At 68.9% G+C, this 19800-nt stretch carries 14 protein-coding genes and 1 pseudogene; 5 read left to right on the forward strand and 10 right to left on the reverse strand.

Features of this window, described 5'->3' with window-relative positions; genetic code table 11:
* Window positions 1-158: 158 nt before the first annotated feature.
* Window positions 159-1478 (forward strand): IS3 family transposase, encoded by a 1320-nt coding sequence (locus tag H0488_RS12875; protein WP_183099680.1) that lies wholly within the window; start codon window positions 159-161, stop codon window positions 1476-1478.
* On the opposite strand, the gene H0488_RS24130 is transcribed toward H0488_RS12875, so the two are convergent.
* Entirely contained in the window at window positions 1479-1925 is a 447-nt protein-coding gene (locus tag H0488_RS24130; protein ID WP_246372027.1) for a hypothetical protein, read from the reverse strand.
* A gap of 184 nt (window positions 1926-2109) precedes the next feature.
* On the opposite strand from H0488_RS24130, the pseudogene H0488_RS25265 reads away from it, so the two are divergent.
* Window positions 2110-2238: pseudogene (locus tag H0488_RS25265) on the forward strand (IS3 family transposase); the annotation flags it as partial.
* 191 nt (window positions 2239-2429) lie between these two features.
* Here H0488_RS25265 and H0488_RS12885 read toward each other — a convergent pair.
* The 8 genes from H0488_RS12885 to H0488_RS12920 all read right to left on the reverse strand — a co-directional run bounded on the left by H0488_RS12885 (window position 2430) and on the right by H0488_RS12920 (window position 13039).
* Window positions 2430-3617 carry an IS110 family RNA-guided transposase gene (locus H0488_RS12885; RefSeq protein WP_220794536.1) on the reverse strand — a complete coding sequence of 396 codons (1188 nt, stop codon included), beginning with the start codon at window positions 3615-3617 and terminating at the stop codon, window positions 2430-2432.
* A gap of 251 nt (window positions 3618-3868) precedes the next feature.
* A complete protein-coding gene (locus tag H0488_RS12890; protein ID WP_183099682.1) occupies window positions 3869-4495 on the reverse strand; it encodes a 3-oxoacid CoA-transferase subunit B in 627 nt (208 codons plus the stop codon).
* A gap of 1 nt (window position 4496) precedes the next feature.
* A complete protein-coding gene (locus H0488_RS12895) occupies window positions 4497-5276 on the reverse strand; it encodes a CoA transferase subunit A (protein ID WP_183099692.1) in 780 nt (259 codons plus the stop codon).
* A gap of 8 nt (window positions 5277-5284) precedes the next feature.
* The gene (locus H0488_RS12900; RefSeq protein ID WP_183099683.1) at window positions 5285-6091 is read right to left on the reverse strand and encodes a hypothetical protein; all 807 of its coding nucleotides are present in this window, start codon (window positions 6089-6091) and stop codon (window positions 5285-5287) included.
* 85 nt (window positions 6092-6176) lie between these two features.
* Window positions 6177-8477, reverse strand: coding sequence for a hydantoinase B/oxoprolinase family protein (locus H0488_RS12905; protein ID WP_183099684.1), 2301 nt, complete (start codon window positions 8475-8477; stop codon window positions 6177-6179).
* A gap of 25 nt (window positions 8478-8502) precedes the next feature.
* Window positions 8503-10629 (reverse strand): hydantoinase/oxoprolinase family protein, encoded by a 2127-nt coding sequence (locus H0488_RS12910; RefSeq protein WP_183099685.1) that lies wholly within the window; start codon window positions 10627-10629, stop codon window positions 8503-8505.
* Between the two features lie 21 nt (window positions 10630-10650).
* A complete protein-coding gene (locus H0488_RS12915; protein ID WP_183099686.1) occupies window positions 10651-11079 on the reverse strand; it encodes an acetone carboxylase subunit gamma in 429 nt (142 codons plus the stop codon).
* A 28-nt stretch (window positions 11080-11107) separates the two neighbouring features.
* Window positions 11108-13039, reverse strand: a complete 1932-nt coding sequence (locus tag H0488_RS12920; RefSeq protein ID WP_183099687.1) for a hydantoinase/oxoprolinase family protein — start codon at window positions 13037-13039, stop codon at window positions 11108-11110.
* 153 nt (window positions 13040-13192) lie between these two features.
* Between H0488_RS12920 and H0488_RS12925 the strand changes: the two genes are divergently transcribed.
* Window positions 13193-15046 carry a sigma-54-dependent Fis family transcriptional regulator gene (locus H0488_RS12925; protein ID WP_183099688.1) on the forward strand — a complete coding sequence of 618 codons (1854 nt, stop codon included), beginning with the start codon at window positions 13193-13195 and terminating at the stop codon, window positions 15044-15046.
* Window positions 15047-15590: 544 nt separating this feature from the next.
* On the opposite strand, the gene H0488_RS12930 is transcribed toward H0488_RS12925, so the two are convergent.
* Window positions 15591-16652 carry an IS110 family RNA-guided transposase gene (locus tag H0488_RS12930; protein ID WP_183099689.1) on the reverse strand — a complete coding sequence of 354 codons (1062 nt, stop codon included), beginning with the start codon at window positions 16650-16652 and terminating at the stop codon, window positions 15591-15593.
* A 1273-nt stretch (window positions 16653-17925) separates the two neighbouring features.
* Between H0488_RS12930 and rpe the strand changes: the two genes are divergently transcribed.
* Together rpe and H0488_RS12940 are read left to right on the forward strand one after the other, a co-directional pair.
* Window positions 17926-18615 carry a ribulose-phosphate 3-epimerase gene (gene rpe / locus H0488_RS12935; RefSeq protein ID WP_183099690.1) on the forward strand — a complete coding sequence of 230 codons (690 nt, stop codon included), beginning with the start codon at window positions 17926-17928 and terminating at the stop codon, window positions 18613-18615.
* Window positions 18612-19361 (forward strand): HAD-IA family hydrolase, encoded by a 750-nt coding sequence (locus H0488_RS12940; protein WP_312856323.1) that lies wholly within the window; start codon window positions 18612-18614, stop codon window positions 19359-19361. Before rpe ends, H0488_RS12940 begins: the two co-directional genes overlap by 4 nt.
* Window positions 19362-19800 lie beyond the last annotated feature (439 nt).

Raw genomic sequence — 19800 nt, forward strand, 5'->3', positions numbered from 1 at the left:
TCCCAAGACGACGTCGACACCGGCCGCAAGGAGGGCCTGTCCAGCAACGAGCGCGAGGAGCTCGTCCGGCTGCGTCGGGAGAACCGGCGCCTGGAGATGGAGCTGGAGATCACCAAGCGAGCCGCGGCACTGTTCGCCAAGGAGAACGTGCTCCCAAAATGAGGTACCGGCTGGTCCGAGAGCTCGCCGCCGACGGCTTCGACGTCGCGGTGACCTGCCGGGTGCTCAACGTGTCCAGATCGGGCTACTACGAGTGGGCCAAGCGGCCGCCGTCGGAACGCGACCTCGAGGACGCCTACCTGGCGAACACGATCGTCGACATCCACGACCTGTCACGCCGCTCCTATGGCTCCCCACGGGTCCACGCCGAGCTGCGGCTCGGGATGGGCATCAAGGTGGGCCGCAAGCGGGTCGCGCGGCTGTTGCGGATGCTCCGGCTGGCCNAGCCGCCGTCGGAACGCGACCTCGAGGACGCCTACCTGGCGAACACGATCCTCGACATCCACGACCTGTCACGCCGCTCCTATGGCTCCCCACGGGTCCACGCCGAGCTGCGGCTCGGGATGGGCATCAAGGTGGGCCGCAAGCGGGTCGCGCGGCTGTTGCGGATGCTCCGGCTGGCCGGGATCAGCCACCGTCCGAAGCGGCGGCACCGGCCGGCTGCGGCGGTCCATGAGGATCTCGTGCAACGCAAGTTCGTTGCCGAGGGGCCGGATCGTTTGTGGTGCACCGACATCACCGAGCACCCCACCCGGGGCGGGAAGGTTTACTGCTGCGCGGTCCTGGATGTCTTCAGCCGCGTCGTGGTGGGCTGGTCGATCGCCGACCACATGCGATCTGACCTGGTCGTCGGCGCCAGGTCGCCATCTGCCGGGCGTCGACGACCAGGTCAGATCGCTTGTGGTCGGCGATCGACCAGCCCCCCACGACGCGGCCGAAGACATCCAGGACCGCGCAGCAGTAAACCTTCCCGCCCCGGGTGGGGTGCTCGGTGGTGCACCGACATCACCGAGCACCCCACCCGGGGCGGGAAGGTTTACTGCTGCGCGGTCCTGGATGTCTTCAGCCGCGTCGTGGTGGGCTGGTCGATCGCCGACCACATGCGATCTGACCTGGTCGTCGACGCCCTGCAGATGGCGACCTGGCGCCGACGACCAGAGGGCACGATCGTCCACTCCGACCGCGGCAGCCAGTACACCAGCTGGGTGTTCGGCCACCGGCTCCGCGACGCCGGTCTGCTCGGATCCATGGGCAGGGTTGCCTCGTCGGTGGACAACTCGATGATCGAGTCGTTCTGGTCGACCATGCAGCGCGAGCTGCTCGATCAGCAGTCCTGGGAGAGCGTCGATGAGCTCGGCGGCGCGATCTTCGAGTGGATCGAGGCTTGGTACAACCCGCGGCGCCGGCACACCAGCCTGGGCATGCTCAGCCCCGTGGAGTTCGAAGCCCTTCACACCACCGCCGAACCGGCGGCATGATCAACCAACCAACCGTGTCCGGAGAACCGGGTCAGGCTCCTTGCGCCAGCCGGTGGTCTGGCTCTCAGGTGGTCCGGCGACGAGGGGTCCGTACTGGGAGGGGAGGTCGGTGGTGGCGAAGACCGGTGTCCCGTGGCTGCGGGCGGTGTACCAGGCGTAGCCCGGTGGTGGGGGCGGCATGGTGACCTGGCCCTGGGTGTAGCTGGCGGCCCAGACCTGCTGGATGGCGGGTGGGGTGCCGGTCACGCCGTTGAGGTCGTAGCCGATGACGTAGGCGTGGTCGCTGACGGTGGTCCGGGTGTAGTCGACCTGGGCGCCGGTGGCGACGAGGATGGTGCCGTGGTTGGTCACCCACCCGCCTCCGCCGAGGCGGTTGTGCAGGGTGATCACACCGGTTGCCTCGTTGGTGAACATCCCTTGGACCGTGTGGTCGCCGTGCAGGGTCAAGCTGCCCTCGTTGACCACCGACCCGGCCGGCGGAAAGTCGTTCGCCCCCACCACCGAGCTCGAACCATAGCCCGCGGTTGCGACCACCACGGCGTCCGGACCGATCGTGATCGTCCCGCCACCTGCGCCCTCGTGGCTGCTGCCGCCGCCGATGCCGGTGGCGGTGGCGCCGCCGGGGGCGNACGAGCTCGGCGGCGCGATCTTCGAGTGGATCGAGGCTTGGTACAACCCGCGGCGCCGGCACACCAGCCTGGGCATGCTCAGCCCCGTGGAGTTCGAAGCCCTTCACACAGCCGCCGAACCGGCGGCATGATCAACCAACCAACCGTGTCCGGAGAACCGGGTCAGGCTCCCCTGTGGTTCAGCCGCAGTTGGATCGCGCCGGTCGTCCTCGTCGCAACCGCTGCGTATAGACATCGCACACACGCTCCGGCTACCTCGTAGCGTGGAGCGCTCCTGCGATCCGAGCGCGGGGCGTGTGCGTCCTTTCGGCTCCCCTCTGTGTCAAGCGGGTGGTCTGAGTTGCCTCTTCCGGGTCGGCGTGGTCGGGCGTAGCGTCGGTGTTGCGGATCCGGGAGTGGCTGATCCGAAGTGTCGATGTGGCGGGTGCGAGTCGACCGCGCTGGATTCTTGTGACGCCCCGCGGTGCCCTCCCGGACCCGCACCTTCAGCGGCTTGGGCATCAGCGACGAGCTGGCGGTAGATGGCGTCGGAGATCCGGCGCTTGAGACAGCGCAGCGCTTCGAGCTTGGTCTTGCCGTCGGCCAGCTTTCGTCGGTAGTAGTCGCGGCCGGGGGTCTCGAGGCGGATCTGGCTGATCGCGGCGATGTGGATCATGTGGTTCATCCGTCGGTTGCCCGCCCGGGACAGACGGTGGCGGATCTGCTCGCCGGAGGACGCGTCCAAAGGGGCGGTGCCGGTCCAGGACGCGAACCGGTTTCGATCAGCGAACCGGGTGACGTCGCCGACGTCGGCCAGAGTCCGTGCGGCGACGACGGGTCCGACGCCGTGCAGGTCCATCAGTCGTGACCCGCGCGCAGCGACCAGGGCCTTCAGCTCGGCGGTGGACTTCTTCATCTTCACCTCGATCGCGACGAGCTCGGCCAGTTCCTCCGCGGCGATGCGCCGACGGGTCTTGCCGGCGATGTCGCGAGGCCGGACCGTGGCAAGCAGCGCCTTGGCCTGGGCGGTGGTGATGTCGCGTTTGGCCTGGCCAGGCAGCAGTTCGGACAGCAGTCGCTGGAGCCGGTTGACAGTCTGGACCCGCGAGCGGGTCAGCTCCTCGCGTCGGTCGGCGAGCATCCGAAGCGCCTCGAGCTCACCGTCCACGCGGAGTACCCGCAGGGTCTTGGTGCGGACCGCGACAGCCGCGATCGAGTGAGCGTCGCGGGCGTCGGTCTTGCGGTTGTGGCCGGTGTCGAAGAGCCGCACCCGCGCCGACAGCTTCGCTGGCACATCGACGACTCGTTCGCCGGCCTCGAGCAGTCGCTGCGCCAATGGCCGGCCGGCGCCGTTGCTGCCCTCGACCGCCCACATGCGGTCTGGCCACGCTGCGACGTACCTCCGCATCGCGGTGTAGCCGGCCTGGTCGGTGGTGAACCGACCGGAGCCGAGCAGCTTCTCGTGGTGATCAACGACCTCGATGGTCGCCGACAACTTGTGGGGATCGACCCCGATGATCACGCCCGTCATGACGCCTTCCTCGCTCTCGATTGCCGATGGGAACGGCGAGGTGGGCAGTGCTACTACGAGCAGGGCAGTCCCCTCTTGAGCCACGCCTCGTCACGGTGCCCGGCGGGCCGCAGACCGAAAGAGAGCCACACCCGACCTACAAGGGTGGGCAGCCGCATGGAGAGCCACCCGCCGAGCACCTGGACCGAGTCTGGCCAGACATCGGTCCTACGGGAATCGTCTAGTAGCCGCGTATGCCCCCAATGTCCGCGTCAGTGCAGCGTGGGTTCGGTCTTCTTGCGGACCTCGTCCTCGGTGACGCCGGTGGCGAGCTCGACCAAGTGCAGCCCGTCGGGCTCGATGTCGATGACGCACAGGTCGGTGATGATCCGCTGGACCACCCCACGCCCGGTGTGGGGCAGCGAGCACTCGTCCACGATCTTGTAGGACCCGTCGCGCGCGACGTGCTCCATCAGCACGATCACCCGCTTCGCCCCGTGCACGAGGTCCATCGCGCCGCCCATGCCCTTGACCATCTTCCCGGGGATCATCCAGTTCGCGATGTCACCGCTCTTCGAGACCTGCATCGCCCCCAGGATCGCGGCGTCGATCTTGCCGCCGCGGATCATCCCGAACGACGTCGCGGAGTCGAAGAACGATGCCCCGCGCCGCAACGTGACGGTCTCCTTGCCGGCGTTGATCAGGTCCGGGTCCTCCTCACCCTCGAGCGGGTAGGCACCCACCCCGAGGATCCCGTTCTCCGAGTGCAGCACCAGCTCCACGTCGTCGGCTACGTAGTTCGGCACCAGCGTCGGCAGCCCGATCCCCAGGTTCACGTACGACCCGTCGACCAGCTCCGAGGCGGCCCGCGCCGCCATCTCCTCACGCGACCACGCCATCTCAGGCCTCCGTCCGCGGTCGCACGGTGCGCTTCTCGATCCGCTTGTCCGCTGCCTGCTCCGGGCTCAGCGCCACCACCCGCTGCACGAACACCCCCGGCGTGTGCACGTGGTTGGGATCGATCTCTCCGGGCTCGACCAGGTGCTCGACCTCCGCGATCGTGATCCGCCCGCACATCGCCGCCAACGGGTTGAAGTTCCGCGCCGAGTCCCGGAAGACGAGGTTGCCGTGCCGGTCACCCTTCCAGGCCCGCACCAGACCGAAGTCCGCCGCGATTGCGTGCTCCAACACGAACTCCTTCGGCCCCTGGTCGGTCTCGAAGACCTGCGTCTGCTTCGGCGGGCTCGACACCACCACGTTGCCCTCCGCGTCATAGCGCCATGGCAAACCCCCATCAGCCACCTGCGTGCCCGCACCGGTCACGGTGAAGAACGCCGCGATCCCCGACCCGCCCGCACGCATCCGCTCGGCCAACGTCCCTTGCGGAGTTAGCTCCACCTCCAGCTCACCCGACAGGTACTGCCGCGCGAACTCCTTGTTCTCCCCCACATAGGAGGCGATCATCCGCCGCAGGCGGCCCGCTGCCAGCAGCCGGCCGAGCCCCCAGTCGTCCACGCCCGCGTTGTTGCCGACGGCCTCCAGGTCCGAGACCCCCGCGTCCAGCAGCGCGTCCATCAACACCGACGGGATCCCGCACAGGCCGAAGCCACCCACGGCGACGGTCGACCCGGACGCGATGTCGGCCACCGCGGCCGCGGCCGAGGCCACGACCTTGTCCAGCCCGGCGGTCACCCGAGCGCCGCCAGCCTGGCGAGCACCAGCTCGGGCTCCGCGTCCCCGGGGATCTCGGCCAGCAGGAGCTTCGCGACGGGCGGCTCGCCGTCGACCCAGAACGACGGCGGCACCACGGCGCCGCGCTCGTGGCCGTGCAGCTCCAGCGCGACGTCCGAGCGCAGCGCGAGGCCCCAGCGGTAGTGGTCGGCGGCGTTGATCACCGGCGAGTATGTCGCCAGGTCGTCCTCGACGAGGCTGTCCAGAATGGCGTCGTCGGCACGGCGGCCGTCGAGGACGAGCAGCGCCACCGGGCAGGTCTCGAACCGGCGCAGCCAGTCGGCGACGTACATCGCGGCGGACTCGCCGTGGTCGGGCTCGATGGCCGCCAGGTCGGGCTGTCCGGCTGCGGCCTGGGCGAGGGCCAGCCAGCGGAGCGGGGACGGGATCTGCAGGGCCAGAGGCAGCCGGCTGGCCGACCCGAGCACGTCGACGAGCCCGCGCACGGACTCGGCGAGCGCCTCGTCGGCGAGCAGGGTCCGCACGGCATGGCCGGTCCGGGACCGAGCGCCCATGGCCTCGACCAGCTCGGAGCGCTCGGCGAGCTGCTGTGCGTACGCCGCCCCAACGTCCACGAGGGTGAGGTCCGGGCGCAACAGCCCCTGCGCCTGCGCGAAGTAGCTCTGGCACCGGGTGGGGTCCGCCCACGGAACCGGGGCGCCGTGCAGGATCCGGGCGGATCCGTACGACGTGTGGTCGAGGATCAGCGGCACGGCTCGGCCGCTGGGCGGGCTGCTCAGCACCGCGTCGAACGTGGTGGACATGGTCGACTCCTGGAGGTCGGGCAGAGGGAGAGGAACGGGAACTGGGGGGTGGAGGCGGCCGGGGGCACCTCCACCCCTGGGCGGATCAGGCCAGACGGTGCACGGTCTCGCCGTGCTTGGCCTCCAGCCGGGCGACCTGGGCCTCGAGCTCGGCAATCTTCAGCTCCCGGCGGTCCGGGATCATGATGATCGGCAGCTCGCCGATCGGCGCCTTCACCCGGCGCGGACCGTCGATCTCGAAGATCGTGGCGGTCAGGTCGTCGGTGTCGTCGCCCCATGAGCCGTAGTACAGAAGGTCCGCCGGCGGCTCCTCGGTCACCCAGGAGTCGACGAACTCCTGGTAGGGCCGACCGCGCCCGAGGCGGTCCCGGCGGGCCTGGGTCCGCAGCTCGGCCGTCGCGTCCGCGTCGAGGCGCAGCGTCGCCTCGTCGTAGGCCACCGCGAAGATGTCGCGGGCGACCTTGGCGGTGATCCGGTTGAGCTCGATGTCCTTCAGGACCGCCTCGGGGTCGCGCTCGAGCGGGTCACCGTAGCCACCGCCGGCGCCCTGGGCGATCATGTAGAGCTCGCCGTCCTTGGCGACGTCGAACTGCAGGCCCATGTGGTGCGTGGCGTACTTCCCGCCGTCGAACGGCTGCTCGTTCATGACCTTCTCCATCGAGAGGTCGAACTTGCTCGGGTCCTCGCGGATGGCGTCGTAGACATTGACGCCCTTGACCGTGGCCAGCGGGTAGGTGCCGCAGCCGTAGCCACCGAACATGCCGTAGATCGAGGAGAACTTCGCCCCCGAGGTCACGGTCATGAAGCCCCAGTGCGGGGTGCCCTCGCTGGCGACGATCATCTCGTAGCCCATGCCGCCGGTGAACTTGCCGAAGCCCATGTTGTCGCGGACCAGGCGCTTGGAGACCAGCTGCATGAAGGGCACCTCCTCCTCCATGACCTCCTGCTCCGCGGTATCGGCCATCGCGCAGAAGAGCGGGGACACCGAGTCCTCGCCGTCCTTGAACGGCTTGGCCCCGCCCGGCATGCCGTTGAGATCGGCGCACAGGTTGCCGACGGTGTCGCCGTGCTGGGTGATGCCGCCCCACAGGAACGTGTTGATCTGGTTGAACCAGTTGGCCACCACGTTGGAGTACTTGTTCGGCGTGGAGAACTGCATCTTCCCGTAGAGCGACTGGAACGCCGAGAACCCTCGGAACGACGCCTGGAGCGACTGGCCCATCGGGGCGTCGTACGACGCATCGGCCCAGGTGCCCTCGTCGGAGATGATCTCGATGCAGCTCATCGCCGAGGTGCAGCGGGGCAGGTCGGGCCACCAGAACGCCAGGATCGCCTGCATGAACATCGATTTCACCGAGCACAGCGGGGAGTTGATCGCCCGGTTCAGGATCTCCGGGCCAGTGCCGCGCAGGTCCACAGTCATCTTGTCGCCCTCGATGTGGATCTTGCAGGCCAGCTTGATGAGGATGTTCTCCTTCAGCGTGCTGTCCATGAACTGGTTGAAGCTCACGGTGCCGTCGGGCAGCTCGCTGATCCGGCGTCGGACCTCGGCGTCGACGTCCTCGATCGTCACCCGCAGCGCGGCCACGAACGCCTCGACGCCGACCTCGTCAATCAGGGCGTCGACGCGCTCCATGATCCGGTTGACTGAGCCGATCTTGACCTTGAGGTCGGCGAGCTGGAGCTTGGGGTCGCGCACCGAGTGCTGCAGGAACGTGAGCAGGTCGCGGCGCAGGTGTCCCTTCTCGACGATCTTGAAAGGGCTCATCCGCAGCCCGTCGTCGAAAGCCGTCTCCGAGCCCGACGGCATGCCGCCCGGCTCGCAGGCGCCGTTCTCGCCCTCGTGGATGGTGGCGGCGACCCAGGCGATGATCTCGCCGTCCCGCATCACGGGCATGATCATCGACTGGTCGGTGTTGTGGACGTTGCCGAACCGGGCGTCGTTGTGGATGAAGCCGTCGCCCGGGTGGACGCCCACGGTGGGCTCGTCCTTCCAGTACTTCATGATGTAACGGATCGGGTGGTGCAGGATCGCGGAGAACGCGATCACCCCGTGGCAGGACAGATACGACACGTCACCGGCGGCGGTGTAGATCGCGGTGGTGAGGTCGCCCCACTTCGCCCCCGGGGCGGCGCCCTGCGCCTCGCACATCTCGTAGCCCTCGTCCAGCGCGCCCGCGACCCGCTTGCGGACCCGCTCGACCGTCGCCCGATCGACGCCCTTCGCGATGCAGGCGTCCTCGTAGACGGAGCGGCCGGCGATGCTGTGCGAGCGCATGATCTCCGGGTCGGGACCCAGGAAGAGCGTGGTCTCGTCCATGAACTGGTCGACCCACGTCTGCTCCTGCTCGGTGAGGGGCTGCGGGTCGTTCGTGATTGCGGTCATGTCTGTTCTCCTGTTGTCGGTCCGGTCAGTCCTGCAGGAACCACACGGCGCCCTGCTGGGTGGGCTCCAGGCGCCACCCGGGCTCGACGAGGAACGTGGTGTTCTCCGTCGTGACGATCGCCGGCCCGGGGATCACGTGCCCGTGGGTAAGCGCGCGCTGGTCGTAGATCGGCGTCGCGAGGGCTCCGTCGTGGTCGACGAAGTGGACCTCGCGGTGGGTGACGGGCTCCGGCACGGTGCGGGTCCCGCCGTGCTCCAGCGAGTCGAAGCGGACCACGTCGCCGTCCACGAACGACGCCACCCGGATGGTCCCGACGCGGATCCCGGCCTCGGGTGCGGCGCAGTTGGCACCGAACCGGTGGCTGTAGACGTCTCCGAAGGTCCGGATCACGTCGAGGACGTCGCCGACCCCGTTGATCCGGTTGAGCTCCAGGGACACCGCTTGGGTCAGCAGCTGGTTGCCGTAGCGCATGTCCAGCTCGAGGCGGAACTGCACGTCCTCGGCGTCGAAGCCCTGGCGGACCAGGTCCTCCAGGCCGCGCTTCTCGAGCTCCTCCACGATCGCGTTGAACTCGTCGTACTTGTCGTAGAGGCCGCGGGTGGTGGCGTTGTAGAGCACGACGTGGGCGCCGCGCTCGTGGAAGTGCAGCTGCTTCATGTTGCCGGCACCGCACGCGGAGAAGACCGACGAGAACGGCGGGGCCAGCACGCGCTTGATCCCGGCATGCTTCGCGATGCCGCAGGCGTGCAGGGGGCCGTTGCCGCCGTAGGCCAACATCGTGAAATCCTCGGGCAGGTAGCCTCGCACTCGGAGCTCCTTGCCGATGCCGATCGCCATCTGCTCGTCGACCCCGCGTTTGATCTGCTTGACAACCTCGAGCACGTCCAGGTCGAGCTCGTCGCAGAGGGTCTCCTCGATCGCGAACCTCGAACGCTTCGGGTTGAGTTTGATGTAGCCGTTGGCGTAGTTGTCGGGGTCGAGGTAGCCCAGCAGTAGGTCCGCGTCGGTGACCGTCGGGCGGAGGCCGCCGCGGTCGTAGCACGCGGGTCCGGGGTTGGAGCCGGCTGACTCGGGACCGATCTTGATGGCGTTGTGGATCCGGTCGTACGACGCGATCGAGCCGCCGCCCGCACCCAGGGTGTCGAGGTGCACCATCGGCACTGAGACCAGCCAGCGGTCGATGGTCGGCAGGAAGTCGTAGTGCTTGACGCCGCCCTCGGGCACTAGGCCGATGTCGAAGGAGGTTCCTCCCATGTCGGTGGAGATCACGTGGCCGAGACCGGTCTCTGACGAGAGGTGCTCGGCCGCGCCGACGCCGGCGATCGGGCCGGAGTGGATGGTCTGTAGGGCGTCGGTCGAGTTCATCTGCGCCATGCCGCCGGAGTTGTGGATCACCAGCATCGGCTTGGAGTAGCCGTACTCCCGCAGGTTGTTCGACAGCTGGCTCAGCGCGTGGAACATGATCTCGTGCAGGAAGGCGTCGACGATCGTCGACGTGGCCCGGACGTACTCGCCTTTGCGCCCGGAGACCTGGTGGCCGAGCAGCACCGGGATCGCGCCCAGCTCGTGGGCCGGGAACTCCTCGAGGATGATCTCCTGGATTTGGAGCTCGTGCTCGGGGTTCTCGGTGGCGTTGGTGAGCGAGACGACCACGGCCTCGGCGCCGGCGTCGACCAGCTCGCGGACGACGTTGCGCACGTCCCGCGGGTCGAGCCGGGCCACCACGGTCCCGGCCGAGTTGACCCGTTCGCGCACCGACCGGATCAGGTGCCGGGGCACCAGCGGCTCGGGACGCTCGGCGGCTGGCAGGTTCTGCTGCATGGAGTTGTCGAGGCCCTCGCCGTACCCTCGGCCTCGCGACAGCGGGATGGTGTCCTCGAAGCCGTGGGTGACGATCGCGCCCACCTTCGGCCCCTTGCGCTCGATGAGTGCGTTGGTGCCGAGCGTGGTGGCGTAGCGGACCGAGTCGACGGTCTCCAGGACCGTGCCCCGGTCCAGGCCGGCCCGCTTGCAGGCCAGGTCGAGGGCCTCGTTGAAGCCGAGGGCCAGGTTGTGGTGGGTGGTCAGGGCCTTGGCTTCGATGTACTGGTCGTCCCAGACGAAGAAGCAGTCGGTGAACGTGCCGCCGATGTCGACGGAGATGCGCTTCATGGTCGTGTGTCTCCTTCGCGTTCAGCGGATGTGGCCGGAGGCCCGGTGGTGGGCGGTGTGCTTCTCGGCGTCCTCGCCGGGGCCGTAGTTGAAGACCTCCTCGGGGTCGGTCCCTCGCTCGGACCACTGGCGGCGCAGCGCGGCGACGTCCCAGACCATGTCGACCGTGGGCGGGTGGCCCGGCGGGACGTACTCGGTTTCGAGCTGGGTCGCGCATCCCGGGCAGTAGAACTCGAGGATCCGGCAGTACGACGGGTCCGGGGAGAACGTGAACTCGTAGCGCGCGGGGTCGAGGATCGGCTGGTGGATCTCGCGGGGGTCGCGGTCGTAGACCAGGGTCCCCGGCTTGTAGTTGCCGTGGGCGTCGCCGAGGTCATGGGCGCAGACCCGGCACACCCAACGTTCGGTGTCGAGGTCGATGAGCAGGTACTCGGTCATGGGGACTCGCATGGCTTCTGCCTTTCTGGGTTCGACCGGTTCAGGGGGTGTCGGTGCCGGCGTGGGTGTCGGTGAGGATCAGGTCGCCGTTGGAGGTGACGTCGAGGCGCCAGCCGGCGGGGACGCGGGCGGTGAAGAACGGGCCCTCGACGATCGCCGGGCCGACGGCGCCGGCGCCCGGCTCTTGGTCGTCGAGCAGGTAGACGCTGACCGTGCCCACTTGGTCGGCCTCGGCCCGCACGGAGCGGGTGCCGTGCGCCACCGCTTCGCTCGCCGTGACCTCGGCGGCCTCGACGAGTGTGGGGTGTGGGAGCGACGCGGCGACGTCCAAGCGGAGCGAGACCTCGTGGTCGCCGACCTCGACCGGGTCGCCGCGCCGGTAGCTCCGCACGTCCACGAGGCGGCCGTCGCTGGTCTCCGCCGTGATCAGCCAGCTGGTGCTGCAGTCCGCGAGCTCATAGCCCTCCTGGAACATGTCGCGCTCTGCGCGAACCACCATGTCGTCGTACGTCGCGATCGCGGCCTGCGCGGTCGGCTCCGGCACCCCGACTTCGTAGGACTTGCCGATGTCGGAGAAGCTGATGCCGAAGGCGGAGAAGACCGCGGCCATCCGCGGGATCAGCACTCGGTGGGCCCCGGCGAGCCGGGCAGCGCCGCAGGCGCTCATCGGGCCGGCTCCGCCGAAGGCGGCCAGGGTGGTGTCGTCGCGGACCAGGTGGCGGATCACGCCGGCCATCGCCTCGAAGTACGCCGCCTCCATCCGGATCAGGGCTTCCTCGAGGCTGATCCGCAGGGGTGCGGCGACGGTCTCGCTGATCACGGTCCGGGCCCGGTCGGCGTCGAGCCGCAGCTCTCCGTCGAGGTAGGTGGCCGGGTCCAGGACGCCGAGGAGAAGGTTGACGTCGGTGATCGTGGCCTGCTGGCCGCCCAGCCCGAAGCAGGCCGGCCCGGGGGCCGCACCCACCGAGTGCGGCCCGACCGTGATCTGGCCGTCGGAGACGCCGATGACGGAGCTGCCGCCGACCCCGGCCGAGTGCACGTTGCTCATCGGGAAGGAGATCGGGACCCCCTTGACGTCGCCGCGGGCGTCGGTGGCGATCTCGCCGCCGACCACCGAGCCGACGTCGGTGGTGGTCCCGCCGACGTCCATCATCAGAACGTGGGCCAGCCCGTAGCTGTGGGCGAGGGCCCGGGTGCCCTCCAGGCCGCCGCGCGGGCCGGAGGAGTAGGTCTTGAGCGCGACCGCCTTCGACACCCGGGACGAGGCCCCGTCGTTGCGGTAGACCAGCAGCGGGTTGGCCACTTTGTGGCTGCGCAGGCGGTGCTGGGCTTGGTAGAGGAACCGCTCCATCACCGGGTGCAGGAACGAGTTCAGGATGCTGGACCAGGTGCGGCGGTCCCGCTCGCGGTCCCCGACCAGCTCCCAGCTGTAGAGCAGCGGCACCGAGCCGAGCAGGTGGCGCGGGAACTTGCGGAGCAGGATGTGCCGCAGCGTCTGCTCCGATTCCGGAGACTCCCCGACGACCACGATACGGGCGGCGCCGTCGGTGGTGAGCTGGTTGACCTGTTGCACCAGCTCGAAGGCAAGGGCCTCGGGGTCGAGCGAGAGGTCGATGGTCGCGACCCGGTCGCCGACGAGGTCGGTGAAGAGCGTCGCCGCCTCAGGGGTGGCCCGCAGCTCGTCGAGCACCGCCGGGTCCTCCAGGACCAGCCCGATCGCAGGTCCCTTGCGCTCCACGAGGGCGTTGGTGCCCTGCGTGGTCGAGTAGCGGATGTGCTGGGTCTGGTGGAGCAGCCGGACCAGGTTCTTCTCGCCGTACTGGGCGGCGGAGGCCTTCTCGATGCCGTCGAACAGGCACTGGGAGAGGTCATACGGCGTGGTCAGCGTCTTGGTGAACGAGAAGCCGTCGCCGTCCCAAACGCAGATGTCGGTGAGCGTGCCCCCGTTGTCGATGTTGATGAGGTGATTCATCCCTGTCCCCTGTCGCGCTTCGTGTGACGGGCCTCACTGCCCATGCCGCAACTCTGGCCGGTGTCCCAGGGCGCGGAGTGTCCGAGAATCCGGACAGTCGGCCGGCCATCGACCTGATTCAATGTGAGTGGGACCACACGGAGAGGAGCGGCGATGAACGACCCGGCCGATCGCCGCCTGCGCATCGCCGCAGCGCGCGCCGCGTTCCTCACCTCGGGCGAGTCGGCACCGCCGGGGGTACCCGAGGTGGTCGCCGCGTCGTGGCAGCGCAGCGCAAGTGCCGGGGTCGGAGAGCAGGCCCTGGCGATTACCCACTACGACGACCTGGACGTGACCTCACGGCTGGTCCGGTGCGCCCAGCCGGTGATCTCCCGGCTCAGCGAGGAGACCTCGGACCTGGCCCTCAGCATCGCGTTGACCGACAGCCGGGCCCGGGTCCTCAGCCGCACCGACACCTCGCGGACGATTGGCCTCCTGCTGGACAAGGTCTCGCTGTCGACCGGCTTCGGCTACGCCGAGGACTCCATCGGCACCAACGGGATCGGCACGGTGCTGGAGTCGGGGACCTCCGTGCACATCCAGGGACCCGAGCACTTCGTGGAGGCGCTCCAGCCGTTCGCCTGCGCGGGCGCCCCGATCCGCGACCCACTCACCGGGCGGGTCGAGGGGATCTTGGACATCAGTTGCCTGATCGAGCAGTCGAGCCCCCTGATGCATTCCCTCGTGCGCTCGGCCGCGCGCAGCATCCAGCAGGGCCTGCTGGTCGACCACAGCCAGTGCCAGCAGGCGCTCTTCGACACCTACCTCAGGGTCGACGCCCGCTCAAACGAGGCTGTCGTGGCCGTCGGCGACAGCATCGTCATGACGAACACCCGGGCCCAGCACCTCCTCGGCGGCGAGGACCAGTCGGTGCTCCAGGAGCACGCCCGGTTCCTGATGGCCCGCCACGTCGCCCCCACCGACGAGATCGCGCTCCCCTCGGGGCTGCGGGTCCGCATCCGGGGCACCCGGATCATGGTGGGCAGTGACATAGCCGGGCTCGTCGCGGTCGTGTCGGCGCTCGGCACCACCACCGAGACCGGGCTCGGCACCGACGCCGAGCCGCTGGCCGACTACGTGCTGCCGCCACCGCACGGACCCTTCGCCGGCGGCTCGGTGCCGCTGCCGCGGGCCGGCTCGCCCGCGCCGATCGCCGAGGGCCGGACGCCGGCGTGGCGCACGGCGGTTGCGGACATCGAGCGGGCGTTCACCGGCCTCGAGCCATTGTTGGTGATCGGCGAGACCGGCACCGGGAAGTTCACGCTGCTGACCGAGCTGTTCCACGTCGTGCACCGCGGAGGCCGCAGCATCAGCTTCGACGCCTCGGACATCTCCACCACGTCGTATGACGACGCCGAGGAGGCGCTCGCGGCGGCCACCGCGCCGACGCTCTACGTCATCCGCAACATCGACGAGCTGACCACCGACGGGGTGGACCGGCTGGCCCGCTTCATGCTGGCTGTCGTCGAGGCGGAGACCCGGGTGATGGTGGCGGCCACGCTGTCGGACCAGGGACTGGAGTCCGACCTGCCCTTCCGCGATCTGCTGTCCTACTTCCAGACGTCGGTCACGGTGCCGCCGGTGCGCCAGCGAAGCGCCGATATCGAGACCCTGGTGACCCGGCTGCTCACCGAGCTCGCCCCGCAACGTGACGTGCGGCTGACCCCCGAGGCGATGGCGCTGGTGTGCCGCTACTCCTGGCCACGCAACGTGCGCCAGATGCGTGACGCACTGGCCACCACGCTGCTCAAGAAGCCCGTCGGGACGATCGAGGCGACCGACCTACCCGGCTACTGCCACACCACGGCCCGACGTCAGCTGTCGCCGCTGGAGCAGGCGGACCGCGACGCCGTGATCGCCGCCCTCAAGGCGGCCGGGGGCAACCGGGTGCACGCGGCGAGGGCCCTCGGACTCGCCCGCTCCTCGCTCTACCGTCGGCTCAAGGAGTACGGCATCACCACCGTGTGAACAGGCGCCACAACCGTGGATCGACCACAGCGCCCGCGCCTCGTTCGCGCGGAGCGAGTGAGGTGGCGCCGCCCGGGGGCGGCGAGCACCCGGGCCTGAGCCAGTCGGCGTCGAGGATTGCCGCAAGGTCAGCGGCCTGACATGGAGCCACCTGTTGGCATCGGACCGACGGCGGGTCGGCGGCACGAGCCTGTGACAGTCGACCTGCGTCTATCTGTCGTGAAGCGGACTCGAGCCCTCGCCCCTGGGTACCTTCGCGATGTGAATTCCTCCATGACGAGCGACCCGATCCCCTCTCGCCTGGCCTCAGGGTCATAGTGGTTCCGCTCTGCGGACGGACGGCTGACGTTGTGGGAGCTGCCGAACCCTGCGCTCTGGGTATGGATGGTCGCGCTGTTGCTCGGGAGGCTCGACCTGTCGGCCACGCACGAGGCCGCCGTGGAAGGCATACGTCACGGCGCACTGCTTGTGTGGGCGGTTGACGACGTACGCGGCGCGAGCCCGTTTCGACGCGTCCTCGGCGCTGCGACGCTCCTATGCTTCGTCAAGCAGCTGTGGCCCCGCTTTCGAGTAGGCGGTAGAGGTCTCGGGCGACGTAGCGGGCAAGGCAGCGTTTGATCTCTCGGGGGGTCTTTCCCTCGGCGGTGCGGCGGGCGACGTAGTCGCGGGTGGCTTGCTGGTACTGGATTCGGCTCTGCGCCACGGTGTGCAGTGCGTTGTTGAGCTGGCGGTCGCCGTAGCGGTTGAGTCGGTACCGGGTGGTGACTTGGCCGCTGTTCGCCGGGATCGGTGCCACGCCGGCGAGCATTGCGAACGTTGCCTCGGAGTGGATCCGCCCGGGATGGGACCAGGCGCACAACACCGTCGCTGCGACGATCGGTCCGACGCCGAACTCCTCGAGGAGATCGGGACGCCAGATTCGGATGATGGCCACCATGGTCTTCTGCAGCTCGCGTGCCTCCTTCAGCATCGCGTGCGCACGACGAGCCAAGGTCCGCAGCGCCACCACAGTGGCGGTCGTCTCGGTGTCCCAGGAGGCATGCACCCGCAGGCTCGCGGCAGTGTTGAGCATCGCGGCAAGCTTCTGACCGCGGAACCGGGCTCGGATGGGTTCGGGTGCGGCAATCACCAGGCTGAAGACCTGCTGCTGGGCCTCGGTGGAGGCGTTGATCGCCGAGCGGCGAGCAGCCAAAAGCACCGACAGTGCTTGGCGTTCGCCCCCGCTGCGCGGAGTTCCCAACCGTGGCCGGGCCATCGCTTCCCGTGCAGCCCGGATCGCATCGAGGGGATCGGACTTCGCCCCGTTGCGACGGGCAGCCCGCTTGGGGCGGTCCAACTCGATGACGATCTCGGATGTCTCCAGGAGGTGGCGGCTCAGGCCGGCGCCGTGGCCGCCGGTCCCCTCGATCGCCCAGGCGCGCAACGTGGCGTGGTTGTTGGCGAACGCCACGAGCTCGGCATAGCCCTCCGGTGTCGCCTCGACGGTGATCTCGTCGAGGACGCCTCCGGTCGCGGTGTCGACCGCGGCCGCGGAGTGGGTGTGGACGTGGGTGTCGACGCCGATGACGACGTCGACCATCTCGCGTAGATCGGTCAGACTGTTCATGCGTTCTCTCCTTCGCTGGACGGGACGTGGTTCCGGTCCGGGACGGAGGTTCGGCAGGACTGTGATGAGACACATCCGGCGCCGCTAACGCCAGGTGGTCAAGCTCCTGATCAGGCCAGCTCCTCCAACCGGGCCGGGGCCGGCAACCACGAGCGGACTGGTCGCAGCAAGGCACAAAGCCAGTCTTTCCGGGGGTCACACCCGCGGTTACCAACCCACAGCCCAGCACCATCAGACCGCGTTGGCGATCCTCACAGTCTTACCGCCGCCTAACGACCGCAACCGCCCCCATCCTGACGTGGGCAGATGCCGATTCGAGGCGCCCAACAACCGCCGTGGCGTGATCGCTTCCGCTGCGATTCGCCACGGTGTAACCGAAAGTGCATGGGGTGCGAGGCAGGTGAACGGTCCGCTTGGTGGTGGTGAGCGGCGGCGGTGCTCGCTAGCGCGCTGGGTCCGAAGTCGGGCGCGGATATGTCCGATCGATCGGGGGCGACGTTGCTTCTGTCTTGTGAAGGCGTCGCGGTGATCTCGGCCGCGAACACGGATCAAGGAAGAGGTGGTCGCGGTGAGCACCGCGGCAAAGGCGCAGGCCGGTCGTGACCGCGCCTGGGAAATCCGGTTGAAGGCGGCGCTCGAGTGGCGGCGTCAGCTGGACCCGGACGAGCTGGCCCGCAACAGCGCATCGATGAGGCCACGGTCGACGTCGAGGTGGCGTGGGAGGCCCGGACCGAAGCCGAGCGCGCAAAGGAAGCCGCGGAACATGCGGCCGCGGCCGCGGTCGAGCGGCTACTCAGTGAGCGCCTATCGATCACCCACGTAGCGAAGCTGAGCGGTCTGGATCTGTCGACCGTGCGGCGACTCAGGCAGACCGTTGATCCGCGAGAGCAACCAAGCCGTGGGGAGACGGGTCCGCGATGAGCGCCCGGCAGCAGCCAACCAGTACGCCGCGGACGTTGCGCCTTTCGTCGAGTGCGATTCCCCGGCTGCCATGCACCCGCACATCCGGGGTCGTCGATGTGCCTAGACCACCTGCTCGTTTCGGATCTCCGGCCGCGGGTCGTGGGTCGACGATCGGGACGCGGACGGGGGACTTGGCTGATGGCAACTCCGTGCCGCCGTACCTGAACGCTCCACGCCGACCCGAAGTGGTCGGGCACGCTCACCCTCCCGGCCTCGTTCGCCGAGCCTCTTCACCCTCATGTCCACCCGGTGGGGTGCTTGCTGGGTACGGACTTCTGGATGGGATGGGGACCCAAGAGAAAGGGCCTCCATGACCGCGCTTCGGCCGCTTCTGATCGTGCCATCCGTTCTTCCGGCCGACTTCGGCCGTCTCAGCGACGAGGTCAAGGAACTCGTCGAGGCCGGAGTCGACCGTATCCAGTGGGATGTCATGGACGGCAACTTCGTCCCGAACCTCACCTTCGGGCCGGATGTCATCGCCGCCGCGCGTGCGGCCACGGATACTCCGTTCGAGGCGCACCTCATGATTGTCGAGCCGGACCGTTTCCTCGGTCAGTACGTCGACGCGGGCTGCGAGCTGATCATCGTCCACGCCGAGGCGTGCCCCCATCTCCATCGAACGCTCGCCCGCATCCGCGATCTCGGGGCACGGAGCGGGGTCGCACTCAACCCCCACACCCCGGCGCACGTCGTCGAGCACGTCCTCGAGGAGACCGACCTCGTGCTTGCGATGACGGTCAATCCCGGTTTCGGTGGCCAGGCCTACATCGCGTCGGTCGAACCAAAGATCGCCACCCTGCGTCGGATGATCGATGATTCCGGCCTGCCGATCGAACTGGAGGTCGATGGGGGTATCACCGATACAACTATCGCGGGGGCTGCAGCTGCCGGCGCCGACGTATTCATCTCTGGGTCATGGCTCTACGGACACCAAGCTGGCAAGGCAGCCGGCGTCGAGTTGCTTCGAGCGGTAGCGATCGAATCGGCAGGGCTGTCGTGATCCCTCGCCGGCAGGACAAAAGGCTCGAAGCAGTCATCTTCGACGTCGACGGGACGCTGGTCGACAGCGAGCGCGACGGGCACCGGGTCGCCTTCAACCTCGCATTCCAGGCGGCCGGACTCCTCGACCGATGGGACGTGCCGACATACGGCAAGCTCCTCGAGATCACGGGCGGTGAACGGCGGCTGACCTACTGGTTCGAGCGCCGCGGGAGGTCAATGGACGAGGCGCGGGAGCGTGCCGCCGAGCTCCACAAGAAGAAGACCGAGATCATGCGCGGCCTCGTGATCCAGGGCAGGATCCCGCCACGACCGGGGGCCCGACGACTGGTGGCCGACGTCAGGGCCAGCGGGGCTCAGGTCCATGTCGCGACCACCGGCACTCGTGCCTGGGTCGAACCGCTCCTTCACCAGGTTTTCGGGCGCACCTTTCAGGTCGTTGTGACCGGGACCGAGGTTCGAGAGCTGAAGCCGAACCCGGCCGTCTATCGAGCCGTGATCGAGCACGCTGCGTGCGACCCTGCCCGGACCGTTGCGGTCGAGGATTCGCTGAACGGACTTCGGGCTGCCACCGGCGCCGGACTGAGGTGTGTGGTTGCCAGCAACGTCTACACCCGCGAGCAGGATTTCGCCGGCGCCGCTCTCACCGCAGATGGCCTTGACGACCCGGCTCTCGTCGCCTGGTTCTCGCGGCGGCTTCCCTTTGCTGAGTCGGGACCACGCCGTGCGGTCGCCAAGCGGGCTTAGCGCACGGTCCGGCGCTCGATCAGGCGCCGCAGCATCGGGGTGAAGATCGGCCGCATCGCGAGACCCGCCTTCACGCGAGGCCCAGCGCAACGACGTTCTGCGAGGGCTGTCATGCGCGGCGGCAAGGCGGAGGCTCAAGTCGGCCGCGCATACAGCCAGCCGCGCCCGCGATCTGTCGGCTGGGGCGCTGCACGATCGGGTGCCGGGGCGGCTGGGCCGGCCGCGAGCCGATCTCTGGCCATGGCGGAAGCGCGCTCCCTGGCGTCTGCAGCAGCACGCTCCCTAGCCTCTGCAGCGGCACGCGCGTGAACGGCGTCCGCGGCGGCACGCTCGCGAACCGCCTCTAGGGCGGCGCGCTCCCGAGCCTCTGCGGTGGCGCGCTCCCGAGCCTCTACGGTGGCGCGCTCCCGAGCTGCATCTGCAGCGGCGCGTTCCTGAG

Source organism: Nocardioides pelophilus, from assembly GCF_014180685.1.
Taxonomy (GTDB): domain Bacteria; phylum Actinomycetota; class Actinomycetes; order Propionibacteriales; family Nocardioidaceae; genus Nocardioides; species Nocardioides pelophilus.

Excerpts from the sequence above, each read along its gene's own strand:
- H0488_RS12885 (WP_220794536.1), bottom strand. The coding sequence starts at position 3,617 with ATGACGGGCGTGATCATCGGGGTCGATCCCCACAAGTTGTCGGCGACC.
- H0488_RS12890 (WP_183099682.1), bottom strand. The coding sequence starts at position 4,495 with ATGGCGTGGTCGCGTGAGGAGATGGCGGCGCGGGCCGCCTCGGAGCTG.
- H0488_RS12900 (WP_183099683.1), bottom strand. The coding sequence starts at position 6,091 with ATGTCCACCACGTTCGACGCGGTGCTGAGCAGCCCGCCCAGCGGCCGA.
- H0488_RS12905 (WP_183099684.1), bottom strand. The coding sequence starts at position 8,477 with ATGACCGCAATCACGAACGACCCGCAGCCCCTCACCGAGCAGGAGCAG.
- H0488_RS12910 (WP_183099685.1), bottom strand. The coding sequence starts at position 10,629 with ATGAAGCGCATCTCCGTCGACATCGGCGGCACGTTCACCGACTGCTTC.
- H0488_RS12915 (WP_183099686.1), bottom strand. The coding sequence starts at position 11,079 with ATGCGAGTCCCCATGACCGAGTACCTGCTCATCGACCTCGACACCGAA.
- H0488_RS12920 (WP_183099687.1), bottom strand. The coding sequence starts at position 13,039 with ATGAATCACCTCATCAACATCGACAACGGGGGCACGCTCACCGACATC.
- H0488_RS12925 (WP_183099688.1), top strand. The coding sequence starts at position 13,193 with ATGAACGACCCGGCCGATCGCCGCCTGCGCATCGCCGCAGCGCGCGCC.
- H0488_RS12930 (WP_183099689.1), bottom strand. The coding sequence starts at position 16,652 with ATGAACAGTCTGACCGATCTACGCGAGATGGTCGACGTCGTCATCGGC.
- rpe (WP_183099690.1), top strand. The coding sequence starts at position 17,926 with ATGACCGCGCTTCGGCCGCTTCTGATCGTGCCATCCGTTCTTCCGGCC.